This window comes from Gammaproteobacteria bacterium (assembly GCA_019748175.1).
GTDB lineage: Bacteria > Pseudomonadota > Gammaproteobacteria > JAIEPX01 > JAIEPX01 > JAIEPX01.
Map to the genome: position 1 here is coordinate 42660 of JAIEPX010000016.1, position 22692 is coordinate 65351.

At 39.8% G+C, this 22692-nt stretch carries 19 protein-coding genes; 10 read left to right on the forward strand and 9 right to left on the reverse strand.

Going from position 1 to position 22692, the window contains the following annotated elements; translation table 11 throughout:
- Window positions 1–52: 52 nt before the first annotated feature.
- The gene (locus K2X50_08165) at window positions 53–3637 is read right to left on the reverse strand and encodes a hypothetical protein (protein MBX9587216.1); all 3585 of its coding nucleotides are present in this window, start codon (window positions 3635–3637) and stop codon (window positions 53–55) included.
- Between the two features lie 226 nt (window positions 3638–3863).
- Entirely contained in the window at window positions 3864–4268 is a 405-nt protein-coding gene (locus K2X50_08170) for a hypothetical protein (protein ID MBX9587217.1), read from the reverse strand.
- A gap of 407 nt (window positions 4269–4675) precedes the next feature.
- Between K2X50_08170 and K2X50_08175 the strand changes: the two genes are divergently transcribed.
- From K2X50_08175 to K2X50_08190, 4 genes are read left to right on the forward strand one after another with little or no spacing between them, the layout of a single operon-like run.
- A complete protein-coding gene (locus K2X50_08175; protein MBX9587218.1) occupies window positions 4676–4936 on the forward strand; it encodes an acyl carrier protein in 261 nt (86 codons plus the stop codon).
- A complete protein-coding gene (locus K2X50_08180; GenBank protein ID MBX9587219.1) occupies window positions 4920–5933 on the forward strand; it encodes a ketoacyl-ACP synthase III in 1014 nt (337 codons plus the stop codon). The genes K2X50_08175 and K2X50_08180 overlap by 17 nt, the downstream gene beginning before the upstream one ends.
- A gap of 13 nt (window positions 5934–5946) precedes the next feature.
- Complete coding sequence (locus K2X50_08185; GenBank protein MBX9587220.1) at window positions 5947–6771, forward strand: LuxR family transcriptional regulator; 825 nt, start codon at window positions 5947–5949, stop codon at window positions 6769–6771.
- A complete protein-coding gene (locus K2X50_08190) occupies window positions 6768–7229 on the forward strand; it encodes a thioesterase family protein (GenBank protein ID MBX9587221.1) in 462 nt (153 codons plus the stop codon). Before K2X50_08185 ends, K2X50_08190 begins: the two co-directional genes overlap by 4 nt.
- On the opposite strand, the gene K2X50_08195 is transcribed toward K2X50_08190, so the two are convergent.
- The 3 genes from K2X50_08195 to K2X50_08205 all read right to left on the reverse strand — a co-directional run bounded on the left by K2X50_08195 (window position 7201) and on the right by K2X50_08205 (window position 12572).
- Window positions 7201–8007, reverse strand: a complete 807-nt coding sequence (locus K2X50_08195) for a DUF2797 domain-containing protein (protein MBX9587222.1) — start codon at window positions 8005–8007, stop codon at window positions 7201–7203. The genes K2X50_08190 and K2X50_08195 overlap by 29 nt on opposite strands.
- A gap of 68 nt (window positions 8008–8075) precedes the next feature.
- Window positions 8076–9023 (reverse strand): formate/nitrite transporter family protein, encoded by a 948-nt coding sequence (locus tag K2X50_08200; GenBank protein ID MBX9587223.1) that lies wholly within the window; start codon window positions 9021–9023, stop codon window positions 8076–8078.
- Between the two features lie 63 nt (window positions 9024–9086).
- A complete protein-coding gene (locus K2X50_08205; GenBank protein ID MBX9587224.1) occupies window positions 9087–12572 on the reverse strand; it encodes an FAD-dependent oxidoreductase in 3486 nt (1161 codons plus the stop codon).
- A gap of 71 nt (window positions 12573–12643) precedes the next feature.
- Here K2X50_08205 and K2X50_08210 point away from each other — a divergent pair, with 71 nt between their 5' ends.
- Window positions 12644–12826: a hypothetical protein gene (locus tag K2X50_08210; GenBank protein ID MBX9587225.1), complete on the forward strand. Its 183-nt coding sequence runs from the start codon at window positions 12644–12646 to the stop codon at window positions 12824–12826.
- Window positions 12827–13013: 187 nt separating this feature from the next.
- Here K2X50_08210 and grxD read toward each other — a convergent pair whose 3' ends face one another.
- Both grxD and K2X50_08220 read right to left on the reverse strand, forming a co-directional pair.
- Window positions 13014–13328 (reverse strand): Grx4 family monothiol glutaredoxin, encoded by a 315-nt coding sequence (grxD, locus tag K2X50_08215; protein ID MBX9587226.1) that lies wholly within the window; start codon window positions 13326–13328, stop codon window positions 13014–13016.
- 377 nt (window positions 13329–13705) lie between these two features.
- Window positions 13706–14353 carry a TRIC cation channel family protein gene (locus K2X50_08220; GenBank protein ID MBX9587227.1) on the reverse strand — a complete coding sequence of 216 codons (648 nt, stop codon included), beginning with the start codon at window positions 14351–14353 and terminating at the stop codon, window positions 13706–13708.
- A 214-nt stretch (window positions 14354–14567) separates the two neighbouring features.
- Here K2X50_08220 and K2X50_08225 point away from each other — a divergent pair, with 214 nt between their 5' ends.
- The 3 genes from K2X50_08225 (at window position 14568) to K2X50_08235 (ending at window position 16236) form a co-directional block, all read left to right on the forward strand.
- Window positions 14568–14891 carry a ferredoxin family protein gene (locus K2X50_08225; protein ID MBX9587228.1) on the forward strand — a complete coding sequence of 108 codons (324 nt, stop codon included), beginning with the start codon at window positions 14568–14570 and terminating at the stop codon, window positions 14889–14891.
- 4 nt (window positions 14892–14895) lie between these two features.
- On the forward strand, window positions 14896–15696 hold the full coding sequence (locus K2X50_08230; protein ID MBX9587229.1) for a mechanosensitive ion channel family protein: 801 nt from the start codon (window positions 14896–14898) through the stop codon (window positions 15694–15696).
- Window positions 15697–15795: 99 nt separating this feature from the next.
- Complete coding sequence (locus K2X50_08235) at window positions 15796–16236, forward strand: hypothetical protein (GenBank protein ID MBX9587230.1); 441 nt, start codon at window positions 15796–15798, stop codon at window positions 16234–16236.
- Window positions 16237–16287: 51 nt separating this feature from the next.
- On the opposite strand, the gene acnA is transcribed toward K2X50_08235, so the two are convergent.
- Window positions 16288–18936 (reverse strand): aconitate hydratase AcnA, encoded by a 2649-nt coding sequence (gene acnA, locus K2X50_08240; GenBank protein MBX9587231.1) that lies wholly within the window; start codon window positions 18934–18936, stop codon window positions 16288–16290.
- Window positions 18937–19213: 277 nt separating this feature from the next.
- Between acnA and K2X50_08245 the strand changes: the two genes are divergently transcribed.
- Both K2X50_08245 and K2X50_08250 read left to right on the forward strand, forming a co-directional pair.
- Window positions 19214–21280, forward strand: coding sequence for a hypothetical protein (locus tag K2X50_08245; protein ID MBX9587232.1), 2067 nt, complete (start codon window positions 19214–19216; stop codon window positions 21278–21280).
- Window positions 21261–21752 (forward strand): CinA family protein, encoded by a 492-nt coding sequence (locus K2X50_08250; GenBank protein ID MBX9587233.1) that lies wholly within the window; start codon window positions 21261–21263, stop codon window positions 21750–21752. The genes K2X50_08245 and K2X50_08250 overlap by 20 nt, the downstream gene beginning before the upstream one ends.
- A gap of 82 nt (window positions 21753–21834) precedes the next feature.
- Here K2X50_08250 and dnaE read toward each other — a convergent pair.
- A partial coding sequence (gene dnaE / locus K2X50_08255; protein ID MBX9587234.1) for a DNA polymerase III subunit alpha occupies window positions 21835–22692 on the reverse strand: 858 nt, incomplete at its 5' end.

Here is a 22692-nt window from a genome sequence, read left to right on the forward strand (position 1 = left end):
TTATATACAACTAAGTCTTTTCCCAACTCAAGACGCGACGCCTTATACCCATTTATATTTTCGGAGAGTACGAGTTGATGGATGAGTACGTGACTGCGGTTACAACTAATAAAGCTATAATGGCAGTGAGATATAACCTAAAATAATCATTTGTAGGGAACACTTCTGCAGAAATAAGCTCTGATAGAAATTCTTGATGATGTCGATTTTTTTCCACTTTGCTTAATTCCTGGTCAATTTTCTGCATATATTGACATCTTGCCGCATCATTTGAGCTCTTTGCTCCAAATAAACGCAAGATATAAGTAGACGACCCCAATGTACTTTCGAGGATTCTTAGAACTTTTGTAAAAGTATTATTTATTATTGATTCTTCCGATGGTTCGTCTATATTCACAAAATAGCTTTCAAGAATATCGAGAATTTCAAAATCCTTTTGCGTGAATTTATCATCTGCAGGATAAAACTGATAAAGATCATATTTGGATGCTATTGCTTGTGAGATATTAGGTCTTGTTTTGACGATAGAAGCATTGCCTACAATCCCTCTCTTACAATAACTTTCCAACAGAAAAATTAGCATCATATGTCTTATCAGCGAAGGACTTAACATGCTCATTAATTGTTGCTGAACTTGAAAATCATCACTAAAAAAGCCAAATTTAAAAACTTTATAGTAAACCCACAGATGAGAATTATTGCAATATTGTTTTTGATCAATACTCTGCAGTAGCTTTATTAATACTTCCTTAGACTGTCGAGAATTTTGTACAAATAGATCCAAATGACTGAGCGTAATACTTTGCCCAAGGTGCGGATAAAATGTTTCAATATGCTCTGCTCGGCTCATCAAGATGTTTAGTAGATACGGTTTTTTATCGATATTATCTAGTACACAATCCTCTACAATATACCTAGCCAGTTTATTAGCATTAGTCGCTAATGCTTTACTAAAAGCGCTAGCTAGCTCCCAACCCGACAAAAAGACACCAAGCTCTATAAGACAAATAGCTCTATTTTCACTGCCCGGCAATCTCTCAATCTCTTCTTTGAACGCTTTTGAAAGCGCTTCACCCCATAATAACTTATGTGAACAGGTATTTTGATCAACAGGAAGGGCACATAAATGCTCGCTAATTTTTCTGATCAGAGGAATGTTATTAGAGTAGTTCAGTTGCTCTAGTATGATTTTATAAGTAAGAGTTTCTATATAAATCCGACTAGGATGACTATCGTTAAAAGCGGGTGAGCTCACCAAGGAAGCGAATGCGCAGACCTCTCCATTATAAAGAAATTCTTTTACGATATAAATAATAATATTTTCGAAATTCAAAAACGGCATTGATTTCATAATCTCAATAAAATGCTTCATTATTATTCGTAAAGCATCTGCAAAATTATCATTATTTTCGGGCAGTAGCTGGAACTGATGACAATACTTAAGTAGTTGCCACTCAGCAATGCCGAACTTTTCTACTGAAAGCGCTTGTAATACCAGTCTGCAAATACTTTTTTCGGGATTTGCAGGATCGAAGACTGCAGCGGTGTTTATGTTTTTTTCAAGTAGATCAACTGCTTTACTTTGCTTACAACGAGCCACATCGAGAGCGAATAAATTTCGATCTGCAGAATATTCATCTTGGCATTGCTTTTCATATTCAATGAGCAACGGAAGTAGCTTAATTAAGTTATGGCTGACAGCATAATAGAGTGTGCCGCACAAATAATATTTAGGGTCATCATAGCGCCAGCTAGGTTCGGCCCCAGCTTGTAATAATGAACGAGCCAGTACTTCCTCGCCGCAACTAACAGCTTCAATCAAAAGATAGTCGTACATTGATTTGTGGATGACGATATTAGGATTCTGAATCAGTAAACGGACTTGCAACCAATCTTCTCTATCTGCGGCTTCCCTGACTACAACATTATCGTTTACCGATGTCACTAATCCTACTGTCATGATAAACGTACTTTCTGAGTGCTGCTTCTGCTTTTGTGCGAAGTGCAACAATTGATCTAAAATTGATTTATTAGTTAGCGAATATTCTTTCAAACAAAGTTTAACAGTAACCCAGAAGCCTTTTTCGGCAGCTTTAATAAGCATATTCTCCAGGCCCATGTAATTGAGCTGGCGAGGGTTGCCATTTTTAATAAGGAAATCTGCTAATAATTCACCGTTGAATATAATGCCATCATGAGAAACTCTAACCTCCTCTTTTTTTGAGCTAGTAGCAAGAAGCAGTTTGTCAGCCAAATCGAAAGCTTCCAGTAAGATTAGTTTTGCAATAATGGGATCATTTCGTTGAAAGTAATGAGCTGGAGAAGCAATCAGTGCATCAAATAGTTCTCCGCGTAGAGTTGATTTCGCATGTGTGGGGCGTAATAATCGCAACAATATACGTGTATAGCCTGCTTTGAGCATAGCGAAAGCGAGGGGCTCACCTAGGCATTCATCTAACAATATATCTCGAGTGATCTCAGGCAGTCCCAATAAAAATTCGTAATTGTGTTGGCGGTAGTGCTCTGCTCTTCGCGCTTCGTCTTGGAATATTTCCAATGCTTCAACTTGATCCTTTTTGAGCATTTCATCCGTATAGAACCACAAATCATGTTTGGCTTCATTTGGCTGGTCTGTTTTGGTGTTTTTGGAAACATAAAAAATAATGGGTATTTTGAAGTGTGGATTTAATTTTCGACCAGTGCTCTCTGCATAAATAGCATAATGTTCCAGTAATTCAAGTGAAAAATCATACGCTAGTAAACGAGCCTCAAGCGTGTCAGAACAAATACATACTACGCTTCTATGCGGATTAAAGGATAAGCGAGCTAATACTTCATTGGTTCTCTGAAAAAACTTGCGCGTTTGTCTTTCTCTGATATTGGCTACTTTAAATTCAATGAATTTTTCATCTGAATAGCATTGTAAGTTAGTGCTAAGTGTTTCTGCAAACGTAAGGTAACGAGATTCAAATGGGCGTACGACTGTACCGCCATCATTAAGCAAGGCGCGACTAATACGAACATCGGCTATGTGCGTCATCAATCCATAAACTTTATGGGCCCTTTTGTCTCTGAGAATGCCAAAAGCCCCAGTTAACGCATATTCATCGATTAACGTGCTAGACTGAATTTGAGAAAAACACTTCTTTTCTTCTGGTGTATACATCGATTTTTTATGATGTCTCAAAGAAACATTACCGTTAGGTCTGATAATATATTGTGAACGAGGTGTTGGTCGTAGATTCTGGTAACGTCGTGCGCCCTTTTCTCCAGGAATAATTCCGCGCATAAAATCTAGACTAAAATCAAATTCATCCGCTCGCAGTGTTTTTAACAAACTCTCATCTAAATAGCGGGTAGTGATTTCTCCATCTTCCTGCATAATCTGGCGTTGATAGAATAAATATTGTTCGCCGGTCAATTCCACTTCATTATAATTAATTTTTGGATATTCAGTGTTGAGAAGCGGTAGTCTTTGTATCAACAGATCAAAAAGTGCTTCGGCAAAGTGCGCATGAGAGAACTGCAGGACCCAGTTATGCTTATTAACTCGGACGGCAACTACAGAGGCAGCACAACGTTGAGCTGGTCCTTTAGGAGGATTTTGAGCCTTTTCGACGGTTTCTTTCACTTTCATAGGCTAGGCCACACTGAGTTCATTATAATTGACCTCATATATACCATTATAGGCTATAATTTGCAAGTATTTTATTGTTTTTTAAGGGTCTGATATTGAAGCACTCTAACAATTAATGATACTACGACCTAGCTTATGTAAAGCATTACAGCCACGAGTAAAAAGCAGAGGGTGTGCCAATGGCAGTAAATTTATTGACACGCCAACTGCTTATAGGACTCGTAAATTATGGCATACAACCCGTATTGTCGAGCGATTTATTATAATAGAAATACGGAGCATTTACGTGGATTGTACCTACGAAACCATCCCAAGAATTTGAATACAAATTATCTATGGGTGTTAAAGTGTTTTTATTGCCCACAAGGTATGTTTCATAAGTCATTTTATACTCTGTTTCAAACATGGTATGCCCATGATCCATTTGTTGATGATAGCCTTCACCACCCTTTAAAAGCTTTTCTAACTCAATTTGCCCAGCTTCATTCTTAATCACAAATAACACAGGATTTACGCAATGATTATGCAAAGACCAATAATTAGCTGGATATCCACCATGATCTGTAGCAAAAGCGGTATTGAAAACACTACCTAAAGACAGAATTAGTATTGATTTTAATACGTTCTTCATTTGATTTCTCCACTAATTGACTAAGGAAGTTCTATTCTTACCTTTTAATTATTAACATAATCTTAAGGATCGAGATCTACGATGTCGTATCTTTAATTGTTAGACTGACTTATTTACTGTATTTAATAGGTTTACTCTTGGTTTCTATCGAGTTTAACTGCTATTTTTTCAAACCTCTCACAACTCAAGACGCGACACCGCTTTTTACTTTAGCTAAAACTCGTGGTATTATTTTCACCAATAGGTGAACAGGGAAGGTAATATAAAATATTTTGCCATTTTAATATAAATATTACCGAATACTCACACCTTAATATAATTACCTTTTGGAACTGCAGTTACTTAGCTTGCTATATTTACATATTTTTCAATTGCAATTTATTTTTATAACGCCAATGGAGAAGCAAATGACAATTAGTAAAAAAAATAGAGAAGAGATTATTGCTGAGCTGGGGAACGTATTAGAAGAAAACACCGACGCATTAGTTGATGATTATCTTTTGGATACTAATGGCCTATGGGATTCACTAGCTTTCATTCGAATCTTAACCATTATCCATAAGCTTTACGGTGACCTGTTAAGCCCTGACAAATTTTCCTTTTGCACAACAATCAAAGAATTATTTAATGTAATCGAGAAGGAATTAGGTGGTGTTAAACAAAATTAACTCAGTGTCTATAGCTGGTATTAGTACCGCACTGCCTAAAAATATTGTTGAGTTTTCTCACAATGAAAATAGAACACGATCGAAAAATCCCACAGGTGTGAAAAAAGCATACATAGCAAGTGACGATGTATGTGCATCTGATTTGGCGTTACTTGCGAGCCAAGATTTGCTTGAAAAATTAGAATGGAAAAAAGAGAGCATCGATTGTATAATTTTTGTGACACAAACCCCTGATTATCTAATACCCGCGACGGCTTGTTTATTGCAATCAAGGCTGGGTTTATCAGAAAATTGTATTGCTTTTGATGTGAATTTAGGTTGCTCTGGATATTTGTATGGTCTTTATTTATCATCATCATTAATTCGAAAAAATGGGTTAAAACGAGTATTGCTGCTCACTGGCGACACCTCAAGCAAGTTGATATCAAAAGATGATCAATCTGTAAATAGTCTCTTTGGTGATGCCGTTTGCGCAACCGCTCTTGAATATACTCCAAAAGCATTGCCGCTGCATTTTATTCTTGGCACAGATGGAAATGGGTTTGCATCGTTGCACATTCCAGCAGGAGGGTCTAGAAAATATGTCAGCGATAATAAAAATGATTTCTTTTTAAAAATGAATGGGCCAAATATTTTTTTATTTGCATTACAAAAAGTGCCAAAATTAGTGTCTTCTATTTTAAATAAATTAAATTGGAGTATCGATTCAGTAGATTTCTGGCTTTTTCATCAAGCAAGCGCTTTAGTTATTGATTCAATAGTTGAAAAAATTGGTATACCGTCAAGTAAAGTAATAACGAGTTATGAAGAGTATGGAAACACGAGTTCAGCATCAATACCTTTGACGATTACAGAAAAGTTGACGCCGTTAATTAACAATAACGCATCCGGAAAGAGACTAATTTTAGTTGGTTTTGGCGCAGGACATTCATGGGGAGTGCTAGCATTTGATTGTTTTACCGATATTCTTACCAGCACTGTTTTCCATACACAATAGATGGGACTGAGCAATGGGAAATCTCATCATTCAAAAAAAACATGTGGCAATTAATTCTTCAAGTTTCATTCAGGAGATTTGTTCAGATTTATTTAAACGATTTGGTGTTTCATATTTCAATTATAGTAGATTTAATAAGGATTTCTCTCACACGTCGTTATCGAGTGATGGGGACTGGGCAAATTTTTTCTATAGCGAAGATTACAAAAACAAATTCCTATATAATGAGAATTTATTCGAACAATTAGATGGCTTTAGCTACATTTTATGGGCTTCTTTTCCGGAGAACAGGCTTATACAAAATCTACGCGAATATTATGGTTACGATCATGGCATTATAATTATTGAATATAACGAAACGCACAATGACTATTATTCTTTCGCTGGCTATAAGAACAACCCATTGATTTTAAATTTCTTTATTAACAATCTAGACCTGCTCAGATCATTTATTTATTACTTCAAGGAACAAGGAAGAGATATAATTAAAGAAGCCAATGATGATAAAATAATATTGCCAAATAATCTTAGCAAAGATGAAAATAATCCGTTTGATATGGATAACTATTGTTACAACAGAAAAATAGTTGAAAGCTATTTATTGAATATGAAAGTAAAAAAATATTATTTAGGCGCTCCAGATGAAAAAAACTACTTAACTAACAAAGAATATGTTTGTGCACGTGATTATATATGCGGTTTTTCTTCAAAAGAAATTGCTTTGTCACACGGCATGTCTTTTAGAACGGTGCAGACACATATCGAATCTGTTATGCAAAAACTCCAATGCAATTCTAGGCGCTCTTTACGCGCCGCGCTTAGTAAGGCATTGTTATGAAATTATTTCAGCCTTTTCACTACACGCTAGAAGTGCAGCAATCTCACATAAACGATGGTGATCACTTAAGTTTTATTTCTCTTGTGGTGTTATTGGGAGACATTAGAAAAAAAACATTAAATGCACTTGGCTTAACTGAGAAAAGTTTGGATGGAAATAATACGGGGTTAATTTTAGTCAACACTGAAGCAAAAATTCGAAACCAATGCCTTTTGGGCGACAAGCTATTAGTTGAGGTTTCTATTGTTTTTGAACATGAATATTTTTGTTCATTCGAATATAAAGTTAAAAATATGCACATTAATAAAACAGCCTCCTTAGTAAAGGACAAATATTGTTACTATAACTATGATGAAAGAAAAACAACTAAAGTACCTGAGGGTTTTAAAAAGGCTGTGCTAGACACTCATAAAGAATCGGGGTCGAGCATTAACCACAACAGCTCTCACCTAGCATGACTTCATAGCCACTGTATTTGCGAACATTGATGACGCCTTCTTCGAAAATAAGGTATTGACCCTTAATGCCTTGAAGATGCCCGCTGACAATGGCATTGGAATCTAAATTGAAGACGCGAAGTTTTTCGGGATATTCGATGACGGGATATAGAAATTCTTGGACGGTCTCATCTATTAATAATTGAATATCGCCAACGGGAAATTTGGCTTGAATGTTTTCTATAGAGCTCGCTGCTTCTTTGAGTAAGCGATCGCGCTCGGCCATTAATTCAATTTTTAAATTATCTTGAGTGAGCATGGTACGCCAGTTAGTTTTGTCAGCAACAAATTTTTTAAAGGCTACTTCCAACACACCCGCTTGATAACGGTTTTTAGTAGAAAAAATCGGTAAAGCTTGAATGGCCCCCTGGTCTATCCATCGTGTGGGCACTTGTGATTGTCGAGTGATCCCTACTTTTAATCCTGATGAATTGGCTAGATAAACCACATGTGGAACAAAACAGCTCGCGTGCACCCAATCATTGGGATCACAAATGCTTTGATCATGACGGCACTTCTCAGGATGTATCATACATAGATTGCATTCGTTTAAGCGACGAAAGCACGGAAAACAATAGCCTTGTTGAAAACTTTTTTTCGTTTTACGTCCACATTGTACACAAAAAATGTTTCCTGTATGGGATAAATGCACATGATGACCCAAAAAATCATTGAGAATGATGGACTCATCATCAAGAAGAAGCTCGTAGCGCACGGGCTGTTCATAGACCGTGCGCATTTTATGTAATTTACCTTTCACAGCATCACCTCTAATACCCCTCATTGCGAAAAGAAAATCTTAACATCTTACGATGAAGCTTTAGGGTTAGGACGTCGAATTTGCATTAAAAGTGGTATGGAAACTAAAAATGCACCGCCCACTAAATTACCCAAGCTGATTGGCACTAAATGATTAATCACAATGTGCCACATATTAAGCGAAGGATCTGACATTTGTGCGACTGCAAGTAAGGCCACGTTAATGGGGAAATATTGCAAGTTCGCGAGCGTAATGACCGCCACACCAAAAAGTAAGCACAAGATTTTACCCATCGCGACACGATTATAGGTCGCAAAAAATGTCGCAATCCCCATTACCCAATTCGCCAATATACCTGAGACGAATAATGGAATCATTCCGAACATAGGGCCGTTGGGCTCAGACAATAATCGTAGACTGGCGATTGATTTGACCACCGCTACACTCGCAGCACTCGGAGTAAAATGAGTCCCTGCGATTATTAGTAGCGTTACTCCAAGTAACACACCGAAATAATTTCCAATCCAAGCCAATATCCAAAATACAAATAACCGAATAAAACCCGATCCCACTTTCACGCCGTATAAATTAGAAGGGACCAGAATATTCACTTCGGTAAACAAAATACTGTTGCTTGCCAATACTAAAAATAATCCGGCAGTAAAACCAAACGATAGCGCAACTTGCTGCCATACTGGATTTTCTGCAGTTCCGGCTAATTGAAGCGCCACTACTGCTGCGACCGCCATTAATCCACCACCTAATAGTGATAACAGTAATTGCAGAATGTATGAACCACCACCTATACGGCGTGTTCCACTTTGAATAATTTCATAAGCAATATTATTACTGGGTCGATTGTGACGACGATAAGGTGGTCGACCAGAACCTCCTTGTGGTCTGTGCGACGTATTTCGATCACCTCTCTCGCCTCGCTCACCACGATCATTCGGATTTCTACGCGGAGAATTGCCTCTATTTTGTGAAGATTGCATAAAGTCCTTCCTTAAAAAGTTAATCAGCTATTCCTTCCTATTTGGAATTACACTGAAAGATAATTACACTCGTTCGACGTTATATTCGGCAAACAAATAATCCAACCAAAGGTTCGATAAAATTTCTTGCGTGCTGTTTTGAGCCAATCGTTCACTCAAATTATCCAGATCAACAATATCCAATGGTTGATCCTGCCATGAGCACGCATAAACGGCTTTGGTTCTTTGCCCCGTCAACGGATTCACTTGCCACTGTAAACATTGGGCGCAAACCCCTTTAAGCATACACTGCATAGGACCATAAATTGAAGCAATAAATTGCGTATCCGCCCTAAAAAATGTTTTTAACTCATTACTCCTAGCAGTTTGAATTATTTTAACTAATTTTTTCGTACCTATTACTAATACTCGATTGACCTCATCAAAACCAATCCCTAAAGGTTTTTTAGGAATCAATTCTCCATTCGCATATTGAACAAGTAAGGTTAAAAAATCACCTGTTGCACTGACATCAACAGGTCGACGCGAGGGCACAGGCTCACCCTGTTCAGTAATCCAAAATATCGCATCAGCCGCAGATTCCAATTCATCTTGACAGTACACTTCTTCATGATTGCGAAAACCCGCGATATAAATAACACGATGACCGGCCGCCTTGAGAGCAGGACCTACCGCTTGGATATGCGCAGCGCCCATTCGACCCCCGATCACCATGACGGTTCCACGATCTTTAGGAATTTCTGTGCGAACACCCGTGGGCCCCATAATCGAAATAGGATCACCCGGTTTAAACATAGCAAATAATCGCGAACTCGCACCCTGTTCAAAAACCATTAAGGCGATTTTTCCTGTTTCTTTATCTACTTTCGCTCCGATCATCGCCATCGCTTCGGATTGCAATCGCGTCCCTCCTACGAGAGGCGCAGTAGTTTCATAATTTTGAACACGGTAGAACTGCCCCGGTTTAAAATTGCGAGCTGCCATGGGTGCATAGATGTCAACTTCAATAACAGTAGCCGTATGGCGTTTCACTTTCGTCACAGTCGCAGTGAATAAATTCTGTATTTTTTTCTCAAAATTCTCGTAGTCAGAAATATCATGTATATTCTTATCTTTAACTTGTAACGACTTGATTATTTTAGGATAAATCCTACCCGCCGAAGCGATCGCCTTGACCACACTACCATGAAAAACCGGATGCGTATCACCTAAAAATGAAACACGATATCCCTCCTGTTGATAACTGGTAAACGCCCCAAATTCTTTTGTTTTAACATGCTCTTGGGAGGGTGGACCTGCATCGTGCAAGTGCCCGTTTTCATTTTCAGAGTACGCTCGATACTCCATACCCTCGCGATGAAAAGTACCTCGGTGTTCGAATTCATAAGCAATATTCGGCTTAGCCCCAGTGGCAACTAAAATTGCACGGGCGGGTAGTACCACTTCATTGGAATTTTCGTCAACACGCTCACACACGAGGGCAGTTACATGCCCCTGCGAATCTAAGCGAGCGGCAACGGGATTTAAGGATTCAGCATAAAAAATGCCTTCTTCCAGCGCTTTTTCGACTTCTTCATGATTACGTCGATAAGCAGGAGAATCATGAAGTTTACGACGATAAACAATGGTCACACCGCCCCACTCACGCAGTAAACGAATAAAATCGGGCGCACGCCCCTCTTGATTGGCTTTTTCTCGTTCAGCTCTAACTTCACGTCCGTGAGCTAGAAATTCTTGTAAAATTGTTGCGTCCACCTCAGGAAAATGTTGATCCACTACTTCTCGTCCCGATTTTTGAACAAGAATTTCATAACGAGCGAGAATTTTTTCGACCTGAGTAATGTAATAAGCTTGTACTTCCGTTGCAGTATCAATACCAGTAAGACCACCCCCAATAATCACTGCGGGCATTCGCACTTGCAAGTTCGCTAAACTGGATTTTTTTGCAGCGCCCGTCAGTTGCAGCGCCATTAAAAAGTCATTGGCTTGACGCATACCTGTCGCCATACTGCCTGGAATATTAAGCTCTCTTGGAAGCCCTGCCCCAACAGCAACGGCTAAATGATCACACCCTAACTCCCAAACGTCTTCGACGTTGAATGTCCCACCAAAACGAACACCGCCATACACTGAAAAATAAGGTCGTCGTAATAAACACAAATAGATTAATTTGAGAAAATTCTTATCCCAACGTACGGTAATGCCATATTCAGCAACACCCCCAAATCCAGCCAGGATTCTTTCGGAAAGATCTTCTTTGATACTGGCAAAATCTTGTATGGGTTGCGTGACCGTGTCTTTGTCAACCGGTTCGATTTTTAATCCTTCAACACCAATCACTGCACAGCCTTCCATAGTCAAATGATGAGCTAAAGTAAAACCTGCAGGACCCATACCCATCACCATGATTTTTAGTCCATTATAGGGCTTCATGACCCATTGCGTTTTTCGCAGAGGATTCCATCGAGTCAATAAATCATAAATTTCGACGCCCCAAGGCAGTGATAAAACATCCTTCAACACTCGTGATTCAATCTGAGGAATATCGACGGGATCTTGTTTTTGATAAATACAGGCTTTCATACAATCATTACAAATTCGATGGCCGGTCGCAGGGCACATGGGATTATCGACCATCACCATGGCCAACGCGCCCAACACGTCTCCACCGCGATAAAGTGCGTGCATTTCGGAGATTTTTTCTTCGAGTGGGCAACCCGTCATGTATTCATCCAGAGGATTTTTCTTTAGTCCTAACTCTGGTTCACGTTTTTTTACTGGGAAGCCCTGCGAACAAAAATCGCCCTCATTGGTGTGACAGTTCACACAATAATGAACCTCGCTCAGCACTTCTCGTCGCGACATGCCTTCATCAGTCAGCGAAAATCCATCGCGTTGACGCTGATGAGATTCGGGTCCCTCTACTCGTTGATAAGGATCTTCGGGGACTGGATCTAAATTGACGAGGTTTTGATAGTCGAGTTTTGCGGGAAGTTTAAAACTCGCCCACCCTTGGACAGCTTGTTGGCCTTCATCGGTTGAGAGTGCTAACACACACCAATCAACGAGTCGCTCAATCTCAGGTGATTCCGTTTTTAATAAGTTCACTGCAAATTCAGCAACGCCCCATTCAATATCGAAATCACTTTCAATATTATCCATAACCCACTGATTTAAATCATTAAAAGATACCTTAATATTATGATTGGAAACCTTTCGTTTCGCCATTCGAAGTACAATATTTTCTTTAAATTGAAAGATAACAGCGTCTCTGAGAATAGTCGATTTTAAGTTTTCTACGGGTTGATCGATATTGAAGAAAGCTGTTAAAAACGCGCTAAGGTGTTCGGCAGCGGAGATTAATAGCTGACTGGTGTCTTCTCGCGTAAATGGTTGAGATTGGCTTCTATAATCCTGCAATTGCTGACAAAGTGCGCTATCTTTCGCTTTTAGTGAGGCAATGAATTCTGCGTCAAGGCGTGCTAAGTGCGCTGCATCAAATAGTTGTGCAAATTCATAGCCTGAAAATTGTAGTCTCGTTTCTGCCATTGCTTTATCTTTGACATAAAAGTCGGTATTCTACGCTACAATAAGGTTCACTGCCACAGAGGAATGTAGTTATGATTCGTCGTAAAATTGTTGGATTCGTTAGCGAAATCGATAAGATGCTAACGACTTTTGATCAGACTTATCCTAAATCTGAGTCACAGCTGGCTGAAATTAAAAAGTATGAGCGAATTTATAAACTGCGTGATGAGCCTGTTGAGAAAAAGAAAGAAGATGGACTCTGGGAAAAATTCTAAGAGAAATGTGTCTCAGGAAAAGGGGTCAGATCTAAGTCCGACAGGCTCTAGTGGAAAACTGGTACTTCGAACAGTGATGCTGATTGAAATTTAGAATCCACAAAACTTAGAACCACCCTCTTTTCTTTTGTCCCCATGCCATTGGGGCAAATAAAACGCTTTGAAAACAATATATTACGGGCTTCTCTTAAACGTTTGCCTTAGCTAATATTTTATGCAATTCGCCGTTCTCATACAATTCTTGCATGATGTCACTGCCACCAATCAGCTGCCCCTTCACATACAATTGAGGAATCGTTGGCCAGTTGCCGTACTCTTTTATTCCCTGACGAATTTCATCATCTTCGAGAATGTTAACCGTCATGAACTCAACCCCACACTGGCGCAACAAGTGAACAGCTTTGCCCGAAAACCCGCACTGCGGAAACGCCGCCGTGCCTTTCATATAAAGAACCACGAGATTCTCAGATAGCTGCTTTTCAATGGTTTGTCGGATAGTCATGTGCGTACCTCATTTATAGTCATAAACTCGCATTATACCTTTATCTCCCTTGTTTTGTCACCCAGGCTTCTCGAGCTACCAAAGACAGATTCTTAGCCTACTCCACCCAGGATAATTAATTTTTTTACCGCAACAAACCGGTGTGTCAAACTTAGGCCTGATAGTACGCACAAAACTTAAGAAGGCTTCATAATACCTTATCCTTCTTTTGTGCTTTTGGGGGATCATCCTTGAATTTCCTATCTATCGCCAAGAAATTTCCTGATAAAACGGCACGTGCTGGGGTGTATTTTTCGCTCTAACGTAACTATTATTTATTCTTAATCTATAGTGAATGGGTATCAGGAAAAATTGAATTCTTCACTAAAAGTTTACTTTTAATTCTGATCCTGAGCTTTTATAGCGAAGGCAGGCATTGAGAGATTCCAGTAAATGGCAGTTGCTCGTAGGGTAAATGCGCACAATATGCATAAGAAGCCACCAAATACTCTATAGTCTGGGAAGTAATTTAACACCATGACAAAAGCGGTACTGCTCAGGATTACTGGCGTTGCATATATTTCATGTCGCATCACCAAAGTAGTACGGCCGGCGAGTAGATCGCGTATAATTCCGCCGCCGATTGCGGTTATTACACCTAAGATAATTGGCGCCACCGGCAGCCCAAATCCGAGCGCCCACGCTTTTCCCGTGCTTTGAATGCTAAATAGCGCGACGGCCAAACCATCGAGATACAGCATGAAAGCGAAAAGGTAACGGTGGGAAAAAAAACCGCGACCATAAAGTGCTGCAATCGAAGCCAATACAGCTACCCAAATATAGGCTATATCCTGAGACCAAAATGCAGGCACACCTAGAATTAAGTCACGCAAAGTTCCACCGCCTGTTGCAGTAATCAGACCGAGAAAAATAGCACCAACAATATCAATGCCGCTCTCACGGCGAATAGCCAATACTGCGGTGACAGCAAACGCGACCGTGCCAGCCATTGAAATAGTGTATGTAATGCTGTTCCAGTCAAGCATCATTGTCTTTATACCTTTTGTGTAGCAGACTACATATATTATTGACGAATGAAGGGGTCAAGTCCAGAATGTAATTAACTACACAGGCATTTTTTGGTGCTGTATACCCATAAGAAGTTGTTTCGCAACCTGTTACAAAACTTCTCAGAACTAAAGACGCGACGCCTTTCATAAGATATAATCCGCCGCAGATCAATAACGATGAGGCGTAACTATGACATTTGTTGTCGTCGATAATTGCATTCGTTGCAAATACATGGACTGCGTAGAAGTGTGTCCCGTTGACTGCTTCCGTGAAGGCCCCAACATGCTCGTCATTGATCCTGATGAATGCATCGACTGTAACCTCTGCGTACCCGAATGCCCCGTCAATGCTATCTTTGAAGAAGACGACGTTCCAGAAGACCAAAAACAATTCATCGCACTTAACGCAAAGCTAGCCAAAAATTGGCCTGCGATCACTGTCAAAAAAGATCCTCCGGCCGATGCAGACGATTGGAAAGACGTGCCCAACAAAATTCAGCATCTAGAAGAATAAGCCCATGAACAAATACGTAACCATCTCTGATTTCGCCTGGTTGCTCCCCTTTCTAAGAGCAATCATCCTCTTTGTAATTGGGTACTACTTAGCCAATCTCCTCGCTCGAAAAAGCGAAAAATTCCGCGGTGAATACGTTAGCGCTCAACACATTATGCTAATAAAAAAATCGATATATATCATTGTGTTATTGTTGTTTTCTATGGCATCACTTCAACAGCTAAACTTCGATCTTAGCGTACTTCTTGGTTCTGCGGGTATAGCCACTGTAGCCATCGGTTTTGCTGCTAAAACCTCTATCTCTAACATGATCTGCGGGCTCTTCTTAATACTCGAAAAATCCTTTGTCGTCGGAGATACCATCAGCGTTAAAGGTCATCAAGGTGAAATCATGTCCATCGATTTTTTGTCGGTAAAAATCCGCACTGCAGAAAATACAATGATACGATTACCTAATGAAGAAATACTCAGCTCGGATGTCATCAACTTAACACACTTCAAACAACGTCGATTAGATATCAATATCAACATCAGCTACGAAACCAATCTCCCTGAATCCCAAAAACTGCTTCTCAAAATCGCTGCCGATAGCCCTTATAACGCACAAAAACCTGAAGCCAGTGTGGTCCTAGACAGCTTCGAGCAATCCACTATCAATCTAAAATTATCGATGTGGGTGAACAAATCTGACTACAACGACGCTAAAGATACCCTTCAACAAGCTATCAAACTGGCATTTGATCAAAACGGAATCTCTGCTCCGTACTCCCACATGCATCTTCACATTCAAGAAAATCTTCAATAACGCTATTTATTAATTTTTATCCCACAACTAGAAAATATAGGATTATGATCTATACTTAGTCCAATGGAACTTTTTCATTAATCCAAGGAGGAATCGTCAATGAAAAAATGTTTAGCTGCCCTACTCTTAACATCTTTATTCAATTTACCTGTACATGCTGAAATGGCTTTAGGTGACAAAACTCAACGCTTTCAAGGCAACCTCTCAGATATTTTTATCTTTAACCATACAGATAAAAATATTGCCTATCAATTTCTCGAACCTTCAATTTTCCCAGATTCTGTTTACCAAATCCCAATGGGTGAATCCGATACCTACAATACAAAATTCAGCGACGAGCAAATGGTATTTAAAATAGGCGTGTGCTCAGACATGGGACATTTTAGTTGTAACGAATATGATTACCAGGGGTTTGTTCGCTGCACACCTAACAAACGATATAATGGCAACAAAGTTCGATCAATTGACATAACCAGTCTAACGACATGCACGGTGACCTGTCTTGACGGAACAGCTACTTCTTGTGTTATTGAGCAATAACAAAAGCGCGGAGAGGGAGTCAAGTCTTGCCCCCCTTCCTCTTCCGTTGACTTATACCAGTTGCTCTAATACGTACTGCAATATCCCGCCATGTTGGTAATACTGTAATTCATCTTGCGTATCAATCCGACAATGCAAAGGAATATCGCGCTGCGTTCCCTGCTCATCAACAACACGCAAGCTCATCTGACAACCCGGTGTAATACTGCTAATTCCCATGATACTAATGGTTTCAGATCCTGTTAACCCTAGCGATTTATGGTCAGTACCTGACATAAATTCTAATGGCAACACACCCATACCAATTAAATTCGAACGATGAATACGTTCATAACTCTGAGCAACAACCACTTTTACACCTAATAATCGAGTACCCTTCGCTGCCCAATCACGCGAAGAACCGGTCCCGTATTCTTTGCCCGCAAATATCACCAACGGAGTATTCGATTGTAAATATCGCTGAGAAGCGTCATAAATACTCATTTCCTCGCCTGATGGAAAACAGCGTGTAAATCCACCTTCACGATCCGGCGTCATTTGATTTCGTAAACGAATATTTGCAAATGTTCCTCGCACCATCACTTGATGATTTCCTCGGCGCGCACCATATGAATTAAAATCAGCAGGCTGAATATTTTCAGCCATTAAATATTGTCCAGCCGGTGTATTTTTTCCAATCGATCCTGCAGGAGAAATATGATCGGTCGTTATACTATCACCCAAGATTGCCAAAATTCGCGCACCTTGAATATCAGCAGGTTTAGCCTGATCCATGAAAAAGGGTGGATGTTGAATATACGTAGAATCATCACGCCATTGATAAGTAGCATCTTGACTGGTCGGCAAATTTTGCCATTCACTATCACCTTTAAATACATCGGCATATTGTTCTTGATACATACTATTTCGCACAGTAATCACTTGCGCATGAACCTCTGCATTCGTTGGCCAAATATCTTTTAAGAAAACAGGCTGACCATTTTTATCAGTGCCTAAAGGCTCTTTGTGCAAATCAATTTTTGAAGTGCCGGCTAATGCATACGCAACCACAAAAGGCGGAGACGCCAACCAATTTGCTTTAACTTGAGGGTGAATACGCCCTTCAAAATTGCGATTTCCTGAAAGAACCGCGCTCACCACCAATCCATTTTCATCAATGGCTTTTGCGATAGGTTCATGAAGCGGACCCGAATTACCGATACAGGTTGTACAACCATAGCCTACTAAATTAAAGCCTAATTGATTTAAATATTGTTGTAATCCGGATTTTTCTAAATAACTGGTCACAACTTTTGAACCAGGCGCTAAAGAGGTTTTTACCCAGGGTTTTACGGATAATCCTTTTTCGCAGGCTTTTTTAGCTAACAATCCAGCCGCCATAAGTACACTAGGATTTGAGGTATTAGTGCAACTGGTAATTGCAGCAATCACCATCGCACCATGATCTAATTCAAACCCACCTTCAACTTTCACGGGATTTGATGCGGTATTTTGAATAAGTGCTTCTTGATGTTTTGCAAACGCTTGAGGTAAATCAGAAACCAAAACACGATCTTGAGGTCGACGAGGTCCTGCAAGACTGGGTTTCACTTCCGCTAAATCTAAATGTAAGGTGTCAGTAAAAACAGGATTTGCTGACGTTTCATCTCGCCATAATCCTTGCGCTTTACAATAAGCTTCAACTAGCGCAATTTGATTTTCATCACGCCCCGTTAGAGCGAGGTAATCCAGTGTTTCTTGATCGACCGGGAAAAATCCGCAGGTTGCGCCATATTCAGGTGCCATATTCGCAACAGTCGCACGATCAGGCAACGTCAGCGCTGCCAATCCCTGCCCGTAAAATTCTACAAATTTATCCACTACACCGCGGCTTCGTAAAATTTGAGTGATCGTTAAAACTAAATCGGTTGCCGTAATACCTTCTTGTAAGCGCCCTGTTATTTCAAAGCCAATCACCTCGGGTGTTAACATTGAAATCGGTTGACCCAACATCGCCGCTTCCGCTTCAATGCCACCAACACCCCAACCTAAAATACCGAGTCCATTAATCATCGTGGTGTGGCTATCGGTTCCGACCAAAGTATCGGGATAGGCGAAGGATTTTCCGTCGATTTCACGAGACCAAACGACTTTGCCTAAATATTCCAAATTCACTTGGTGACAAATTCCCGTTCCAGGAGGGACCACTCTAAAATGATCGAAGGCTTGTTGGCCCCAGCGCAAAAATTCATACCGTTCTCGATTTCTTTGCATTTCAAGATGGACATTATCAGTGTACGCATGATTATTCGCGTACTCATCCACTTGCACAGAGTGATCGATGATAAGATCCACTGGTGTCAGCGGATTCACTTTATTAGGGTCACCTCCGCGAGATACCATGGCAGCACGCATCGCCGCTAAATCAACAATCGCAGGGACTCCTGTAAAATCTTGCATTAATACCCGAGCCGGAGAAAAAAGAAGATTAGTAGCGGTCGGTTTTACTGCCCAATTCGCGAGGGTAGTGATGTCGTCTGAAGTAATACGTGACCCATCCTCGTTACGTAGCAGTTGTTCCAATAATATTTTCAGTGTTTTAGGGAGTAAATGCACCGATTTTAGACCGGCTTGTTCTAATTTTTTCAAGGAATAATAATGATAATTCTGACCAGCGATTGTGAGAATATCATCCGTTTGAAAGCTATTAATACGACTCATCATAGTTCTCCGTAATGTAGTACTGCGCATGGGGTGTTTCGATCATAGAAGGAGCTAATAAGAACTCCAGCAAATAGATGCCTCAGCCTTCACAGGATAACGCAGCAGCTATTAAAGGGGAAGGGGTCAGAGTAATAGGTGTCGTAATAGGAATAGGTGTCGAGTCTCCCGTTGGCTATTACTCTGCCCCCTCCCACCCACTCCTTTTTTTCTTGTAAAACCAGGGGGTTTTTTGTAAGATTGACTCCTGGTTAAAATCATGTGAAGGGGAGGTTTTATGGCGTTTGAATTTCTGTTCGATGAAAAGACATATCAAGTATCAGGCAAGTATCTGTATTCAGGCTTATTCAATGGATTTTTAGCAACTGGCGGACTCTTTTTCTTCACGGCATTTCTTCTATTCTGGCCCATCACCACCACCTTCACTGTCGTTTTCGCCGTTACGACCACGATCACGACCTTAGCCGCCGTTTACCTCCTGTTCAGAGACGATAGTCGTAATGAGTACTTGCAAGCCATGAACGAGTACACACGGAAAATCAAACAACTGTATGATGAAATCCAATACTACGAAGATAAATTGCAGCGAGAACAAACATTACTACAAACTCCTGAAACAGAACTAAACCCTCATAAGTGCATTAAAAAAGAAGACCTTGATATTATTGAGCAAAAAATTGCTCAACTCAAAAAGTTATATGATGAAACCAGGCAAAACTCTCTTCCCAAAGCCAGAGAAAAAGCTGAACAATATACCAATGGTTTTATCCAACGACACATTATAGGTGTGTACAAAGCTTTTATTAATTCGTACGTGTTTTATCTAAGCTTCCCACTTTTTATCGCTCTAGCAGTGAATGCCATTGTTGCACCAGCGTGGCTTGCTCCGCTTGCTATACCCCTTTTAGTTTTTGCAGTCTCATTAGGTGTTATTGGATTGTTTCAATCTTATGTCGCAGAATCCCGTGCGATCACAACCTACGATGCAGCTATTAAAGAATCCATATGGATTGAAAATTCCGCAAAAAAACTGGTGGAATCTTGTGAGAATTTGTTGAATGATCGAAAAACCAGCCTTCAACGTCTAGAGGTTGAATCAAAACCTGAGTTAATTGTTACACGAAAAAACTCGTCTATTTCAAAAGACACAAAATATTTTGTTATTAAGAAAGAAAACGAATTAAGAACACGTATCCCTCTATTAAACCATCTCTCAAAACCACTTGGAGAGCGACTACCCAAATCAGCCTTTGAATTAGCTTCTCCAAACACCCTAGGTAAAAAAATTGGATGGGCACTACACAGACTTTCCGAATTCTTCTACCAATGGACTATTGTTAATACCGTCGTAGATTTTGTAGCTAAATTAATTTTTATGGCAATTATGGGTGCAATAGTACCAGGCGGTGTTGCATTATATTTAAAATTCGTATTGGGAATCACTTTTACTCCACTCATGGTGAATATTTACATTGCAGGCCTTGTTACTACTACAGTCGCGTCCATCGTATTTAGTTTTTTTAATGCGTATTGGAATCAACAAGAAGCGTTGCTAAAAACATATGCTGATCACGTGACGCGTCTTACACTAGAAGTGACAGAAGATTTAAAATTATTAAACACTGAAAGAGCTTCACTTTATTATCGCTTAGAAGCTTCAACAGAAAGTCCAGCCTTCAAAATTATTAATAAAGAAGATCGTCAACGCATACTCGATCGCAAACAGCAATTAGAAAAAGCCTCAAGAAAATTGCGTAAACAAAGTGAAAAAATGAATGAGGACAATTTTTTCATGTCGCTAGTTAAGTGGGTTGGAAATGTTTATAATTCCATAACAACAGGTTATGCGTGGTATATGGGCTTCCCATTATTCGTGTTCCTAACACTGGTCACCTTTGTACCCATCACTACTCCAGTCGTAACAGTTTCGCTTTTTGTGGTATCACTGTATGTCGGAGTTATAGGCATGGTATTTACCTTCGATGCTGCAACTAATTCTGTTGAAGCCACAAACGAGATGATCAATGAAGCAACTACTCAAAGTAATGCAGCGGATGAATTATTAAAACACTTCGATAAACCTCTGCAAAATAAAGATCTTTCCACTCCAGATCAGAATAAATATCGCCTTAACAATGAAACGGCAATAAATCTTTATACGTCGTCAATACCTCAAGAAAAACTAAACGTTCCTATAAAATACACCCCCGAATTAGAAATTGATGAGGCTGGGAAATTCGATTTACTGAGGGCGCTAAGATGTCCTGAAAAACCCAAACATCAACATCGCATGGTTGACGATCTAGTACATCTAAGTGATATCCATGTCGCAATCACTGTATGATTTACTCAAAATCCACCGACAGAAATTAGTTACTGCTGAATCTTGTACCAGTGGATTATTAGCAGCAGAAATTACTTCGCTATCGGGCAGCTCTGATTGGTTTGATCGCGGTTTTGTAACATACTCCAATCTTTCTAAACAAGAGATGCTCTCAGTTAATGCTCAAACTCTTGAAAAATTTGGTGCCGTGAGTGAGCAAACTGCAATAGAAATGGCTGAAGGCGCTCTTCAAAAAAGCAATGCTACTATCAGCTTATCTGTCACGGGAATTGCTGGCCCTAAAGGCGGCACTCCCGAAAAACCTGTCGGTACTGTGTGGTTTGGTTGGGCAAGCCTAGATCTTTTTGATACTTTCGCACTCATGCAACATTTTCACGGCGATCGAACGCATATACGACAACAAGCTACTCAATTTGCGCTTGATACGCTTTATAAAAAACTTTCAACAATAAGGGGTCAAGTCCTGAAATAAGAAATAAGCTAATCATACGGCAGTGTATAGTCTATGATTTGTGTTTGGCCTATTTCTTATTTGAGGACTTGACCCCTTCAATTCACCCTTTTCCGTATCCGACCATCACAGCATCATTACCATAAATTTGCTGAAGGGCATTAATTAATTCATTTTTCGGTGAAACTTTCCACTCATCTCCCAACAACATTCTCGCCTTACCTTCAGTATTTTGATAGTCAATTAATACTCTACAAGATCCTTCTTTAAATTGACCCAAAGCCGATTGAAGCGCCGATAAAGTCGATTCAAGATTCGCCTGTTGAGTCGCATCAATATACACCGATTTTGCAAATTCACACCGCGCCATCGATAAATCTAAAATACGGCGCGCACTCATCCGTAGTCCACCCGAAAATTCATCAGTACTGACTTCACCATCAATAATTAATAATTGATCTTTAACCAGCAACGGACGAGCCTCTTCAAACACTTCAGAAAATACCGCCACTTCAATAATATCTTTACGATCTTCAATTTTAACAATCGCCATACGCGTATTGCGTTTTGTCATCAGTGTACGAACACTCACCACATAACCAGCAACGAGCACGGTTTTTTTGCGCTCAGTGGGTTTGAGCGTGGAAATAGTATTTGAAATAAATTGTCGTAATTCTTTTTCATATTGCTGAATGGGATGGCCACTTAAATAAAATCCCAATGTTGCTTTTTCAGCTTGTAAACGTTCTTCATCTCGCCATTTGGGCACTTTCACATAATCGACTTTAATAGTTTCGTGATGAGTCACTGCCATTCCAAATAAATCCTGCTGTCCAAATTCTTGATTTTTTCGATGTTGATCGGAATATCGGAAGGCATGATCAACACTGGCTAATAAGCTGGCACGATGAGTACCAAAATGATCCATAGCCCCCGATTGGATTAACGCTTCAATCACACG

Bases quoted from the DNA above. Each gene is read 5' to 3' on its own strand.
- K2X50_08165 (MBX9587216.1), bottom strand. From the start codon at position 3,637: ATGAAAGTGAAAGAAACCGTCGAAAAGGCTCAAAATCCTCCTAAAGGA.
- K2X50_08170 (MBX9587217.1), bottom strand. From the start codon at position 4,268: ATGAAGAACGTATTAAAATCAATACTAATTCTGTCTTTAGGTAGTGTT.
- K2X50_08175 (MBX9587218.1), top strand. From the start codon at position 4,676: ATGACAATTAGTAAAAAAAATAGAGAAGAGATTATTGCTGAGCTGGGG.
- K2X50_08185 (MBX9587220.1), top strand. From the start codon at position 5,947: ATGGGAAATCTCATCATTCAAAAAAAACATGTGGCAATTAATTCTTCA.
- K2X50_08190 (MBX9587221.1), top strand. From the start codon at position 6,768: ATGAAATTATTTCAGCCTTTTCACTACACGCTAGAAGTGCAGCAATCT.
- K2X50_08195 (MBX9587222.1), bottom strand. From the start codon at position 8,007: ATGCGCACGGTCTATGAACAGCCCGTGCGCTACGAGCTTCTTCTTGAT.
- K2X50_08200 (MBX9587223.1), bottom strand. From the start codon at position 9,023: ATGCAATCTTCACAAAATAGAGGCAATTCTCCGCGTAGAAATCCGAAT.
- K2X50_08205 (MBX9587224.1), bottom strand. From the start codon at position 12,572: ATGGCAGAAACGAGACTACAATTTTCAGGCTATGAATTTGCACAACTA.
- K2X50_08210 (MBX9587225.1), top strand. From the start codon at position 12,644: ATGATTCGTCGTAAAATTGTTGGATTCGTTAGCGAAATCGATAAGATG.
- grxD (MBX9587226.1), bottom strand. From the start codon at position 13,328: ATGACTATCCGACAAACCATTGAAAAGCAGCTATCTGAGAATCTCGTG.
- K2X50_08220 (MBX9587227.1), bottom strand. From the start codon at position 14,353: ATGCTTGACTGGAACAGCATTACATACACTATTTCAATGGCTGGCACG.
- K2X50_08225 (MBX9587228.1), top strand. From the start codon at position 14,568: ATGACATTTGTTGTCGTCGATAATTGCATTCGTTGCAAATACATGGAC.
- K2X50_08230 (MBX9587229.1), top strand. From the start codon at position 14,896: ATGAACAAATACGTAACCATCTCTGATTTCGCCTGGTTGCTCCCCTTT.
- K2X50_08235 (MBX9587230.1), top strand. From the start codon at position 15,796: ATGAAAAAATGTTTAGCTGCCCTACTCTTAACATCTTTATTCAATTTA.
- acnA (MBX9587231.1), bottom strand. From the start codon at position 18,936: ATGAGTCGTATTAATAGCTTTCAAACGGATGATATTCTCACAATCGCT.
- K2X50_08245 (MBX9587232.1), top strand. From the start codon at position 19,214: ATGGCGTTTGAATTTCTGTTCGATGAAAAGACATATCAAGTATCAGGC.
- K2X50_08250 (MBX9587233.1), top strand. From the start codon at position 21,261: ATGTCGCAATCACTGTATGATTTACTCAAAATCCACCGACAGAAATTA.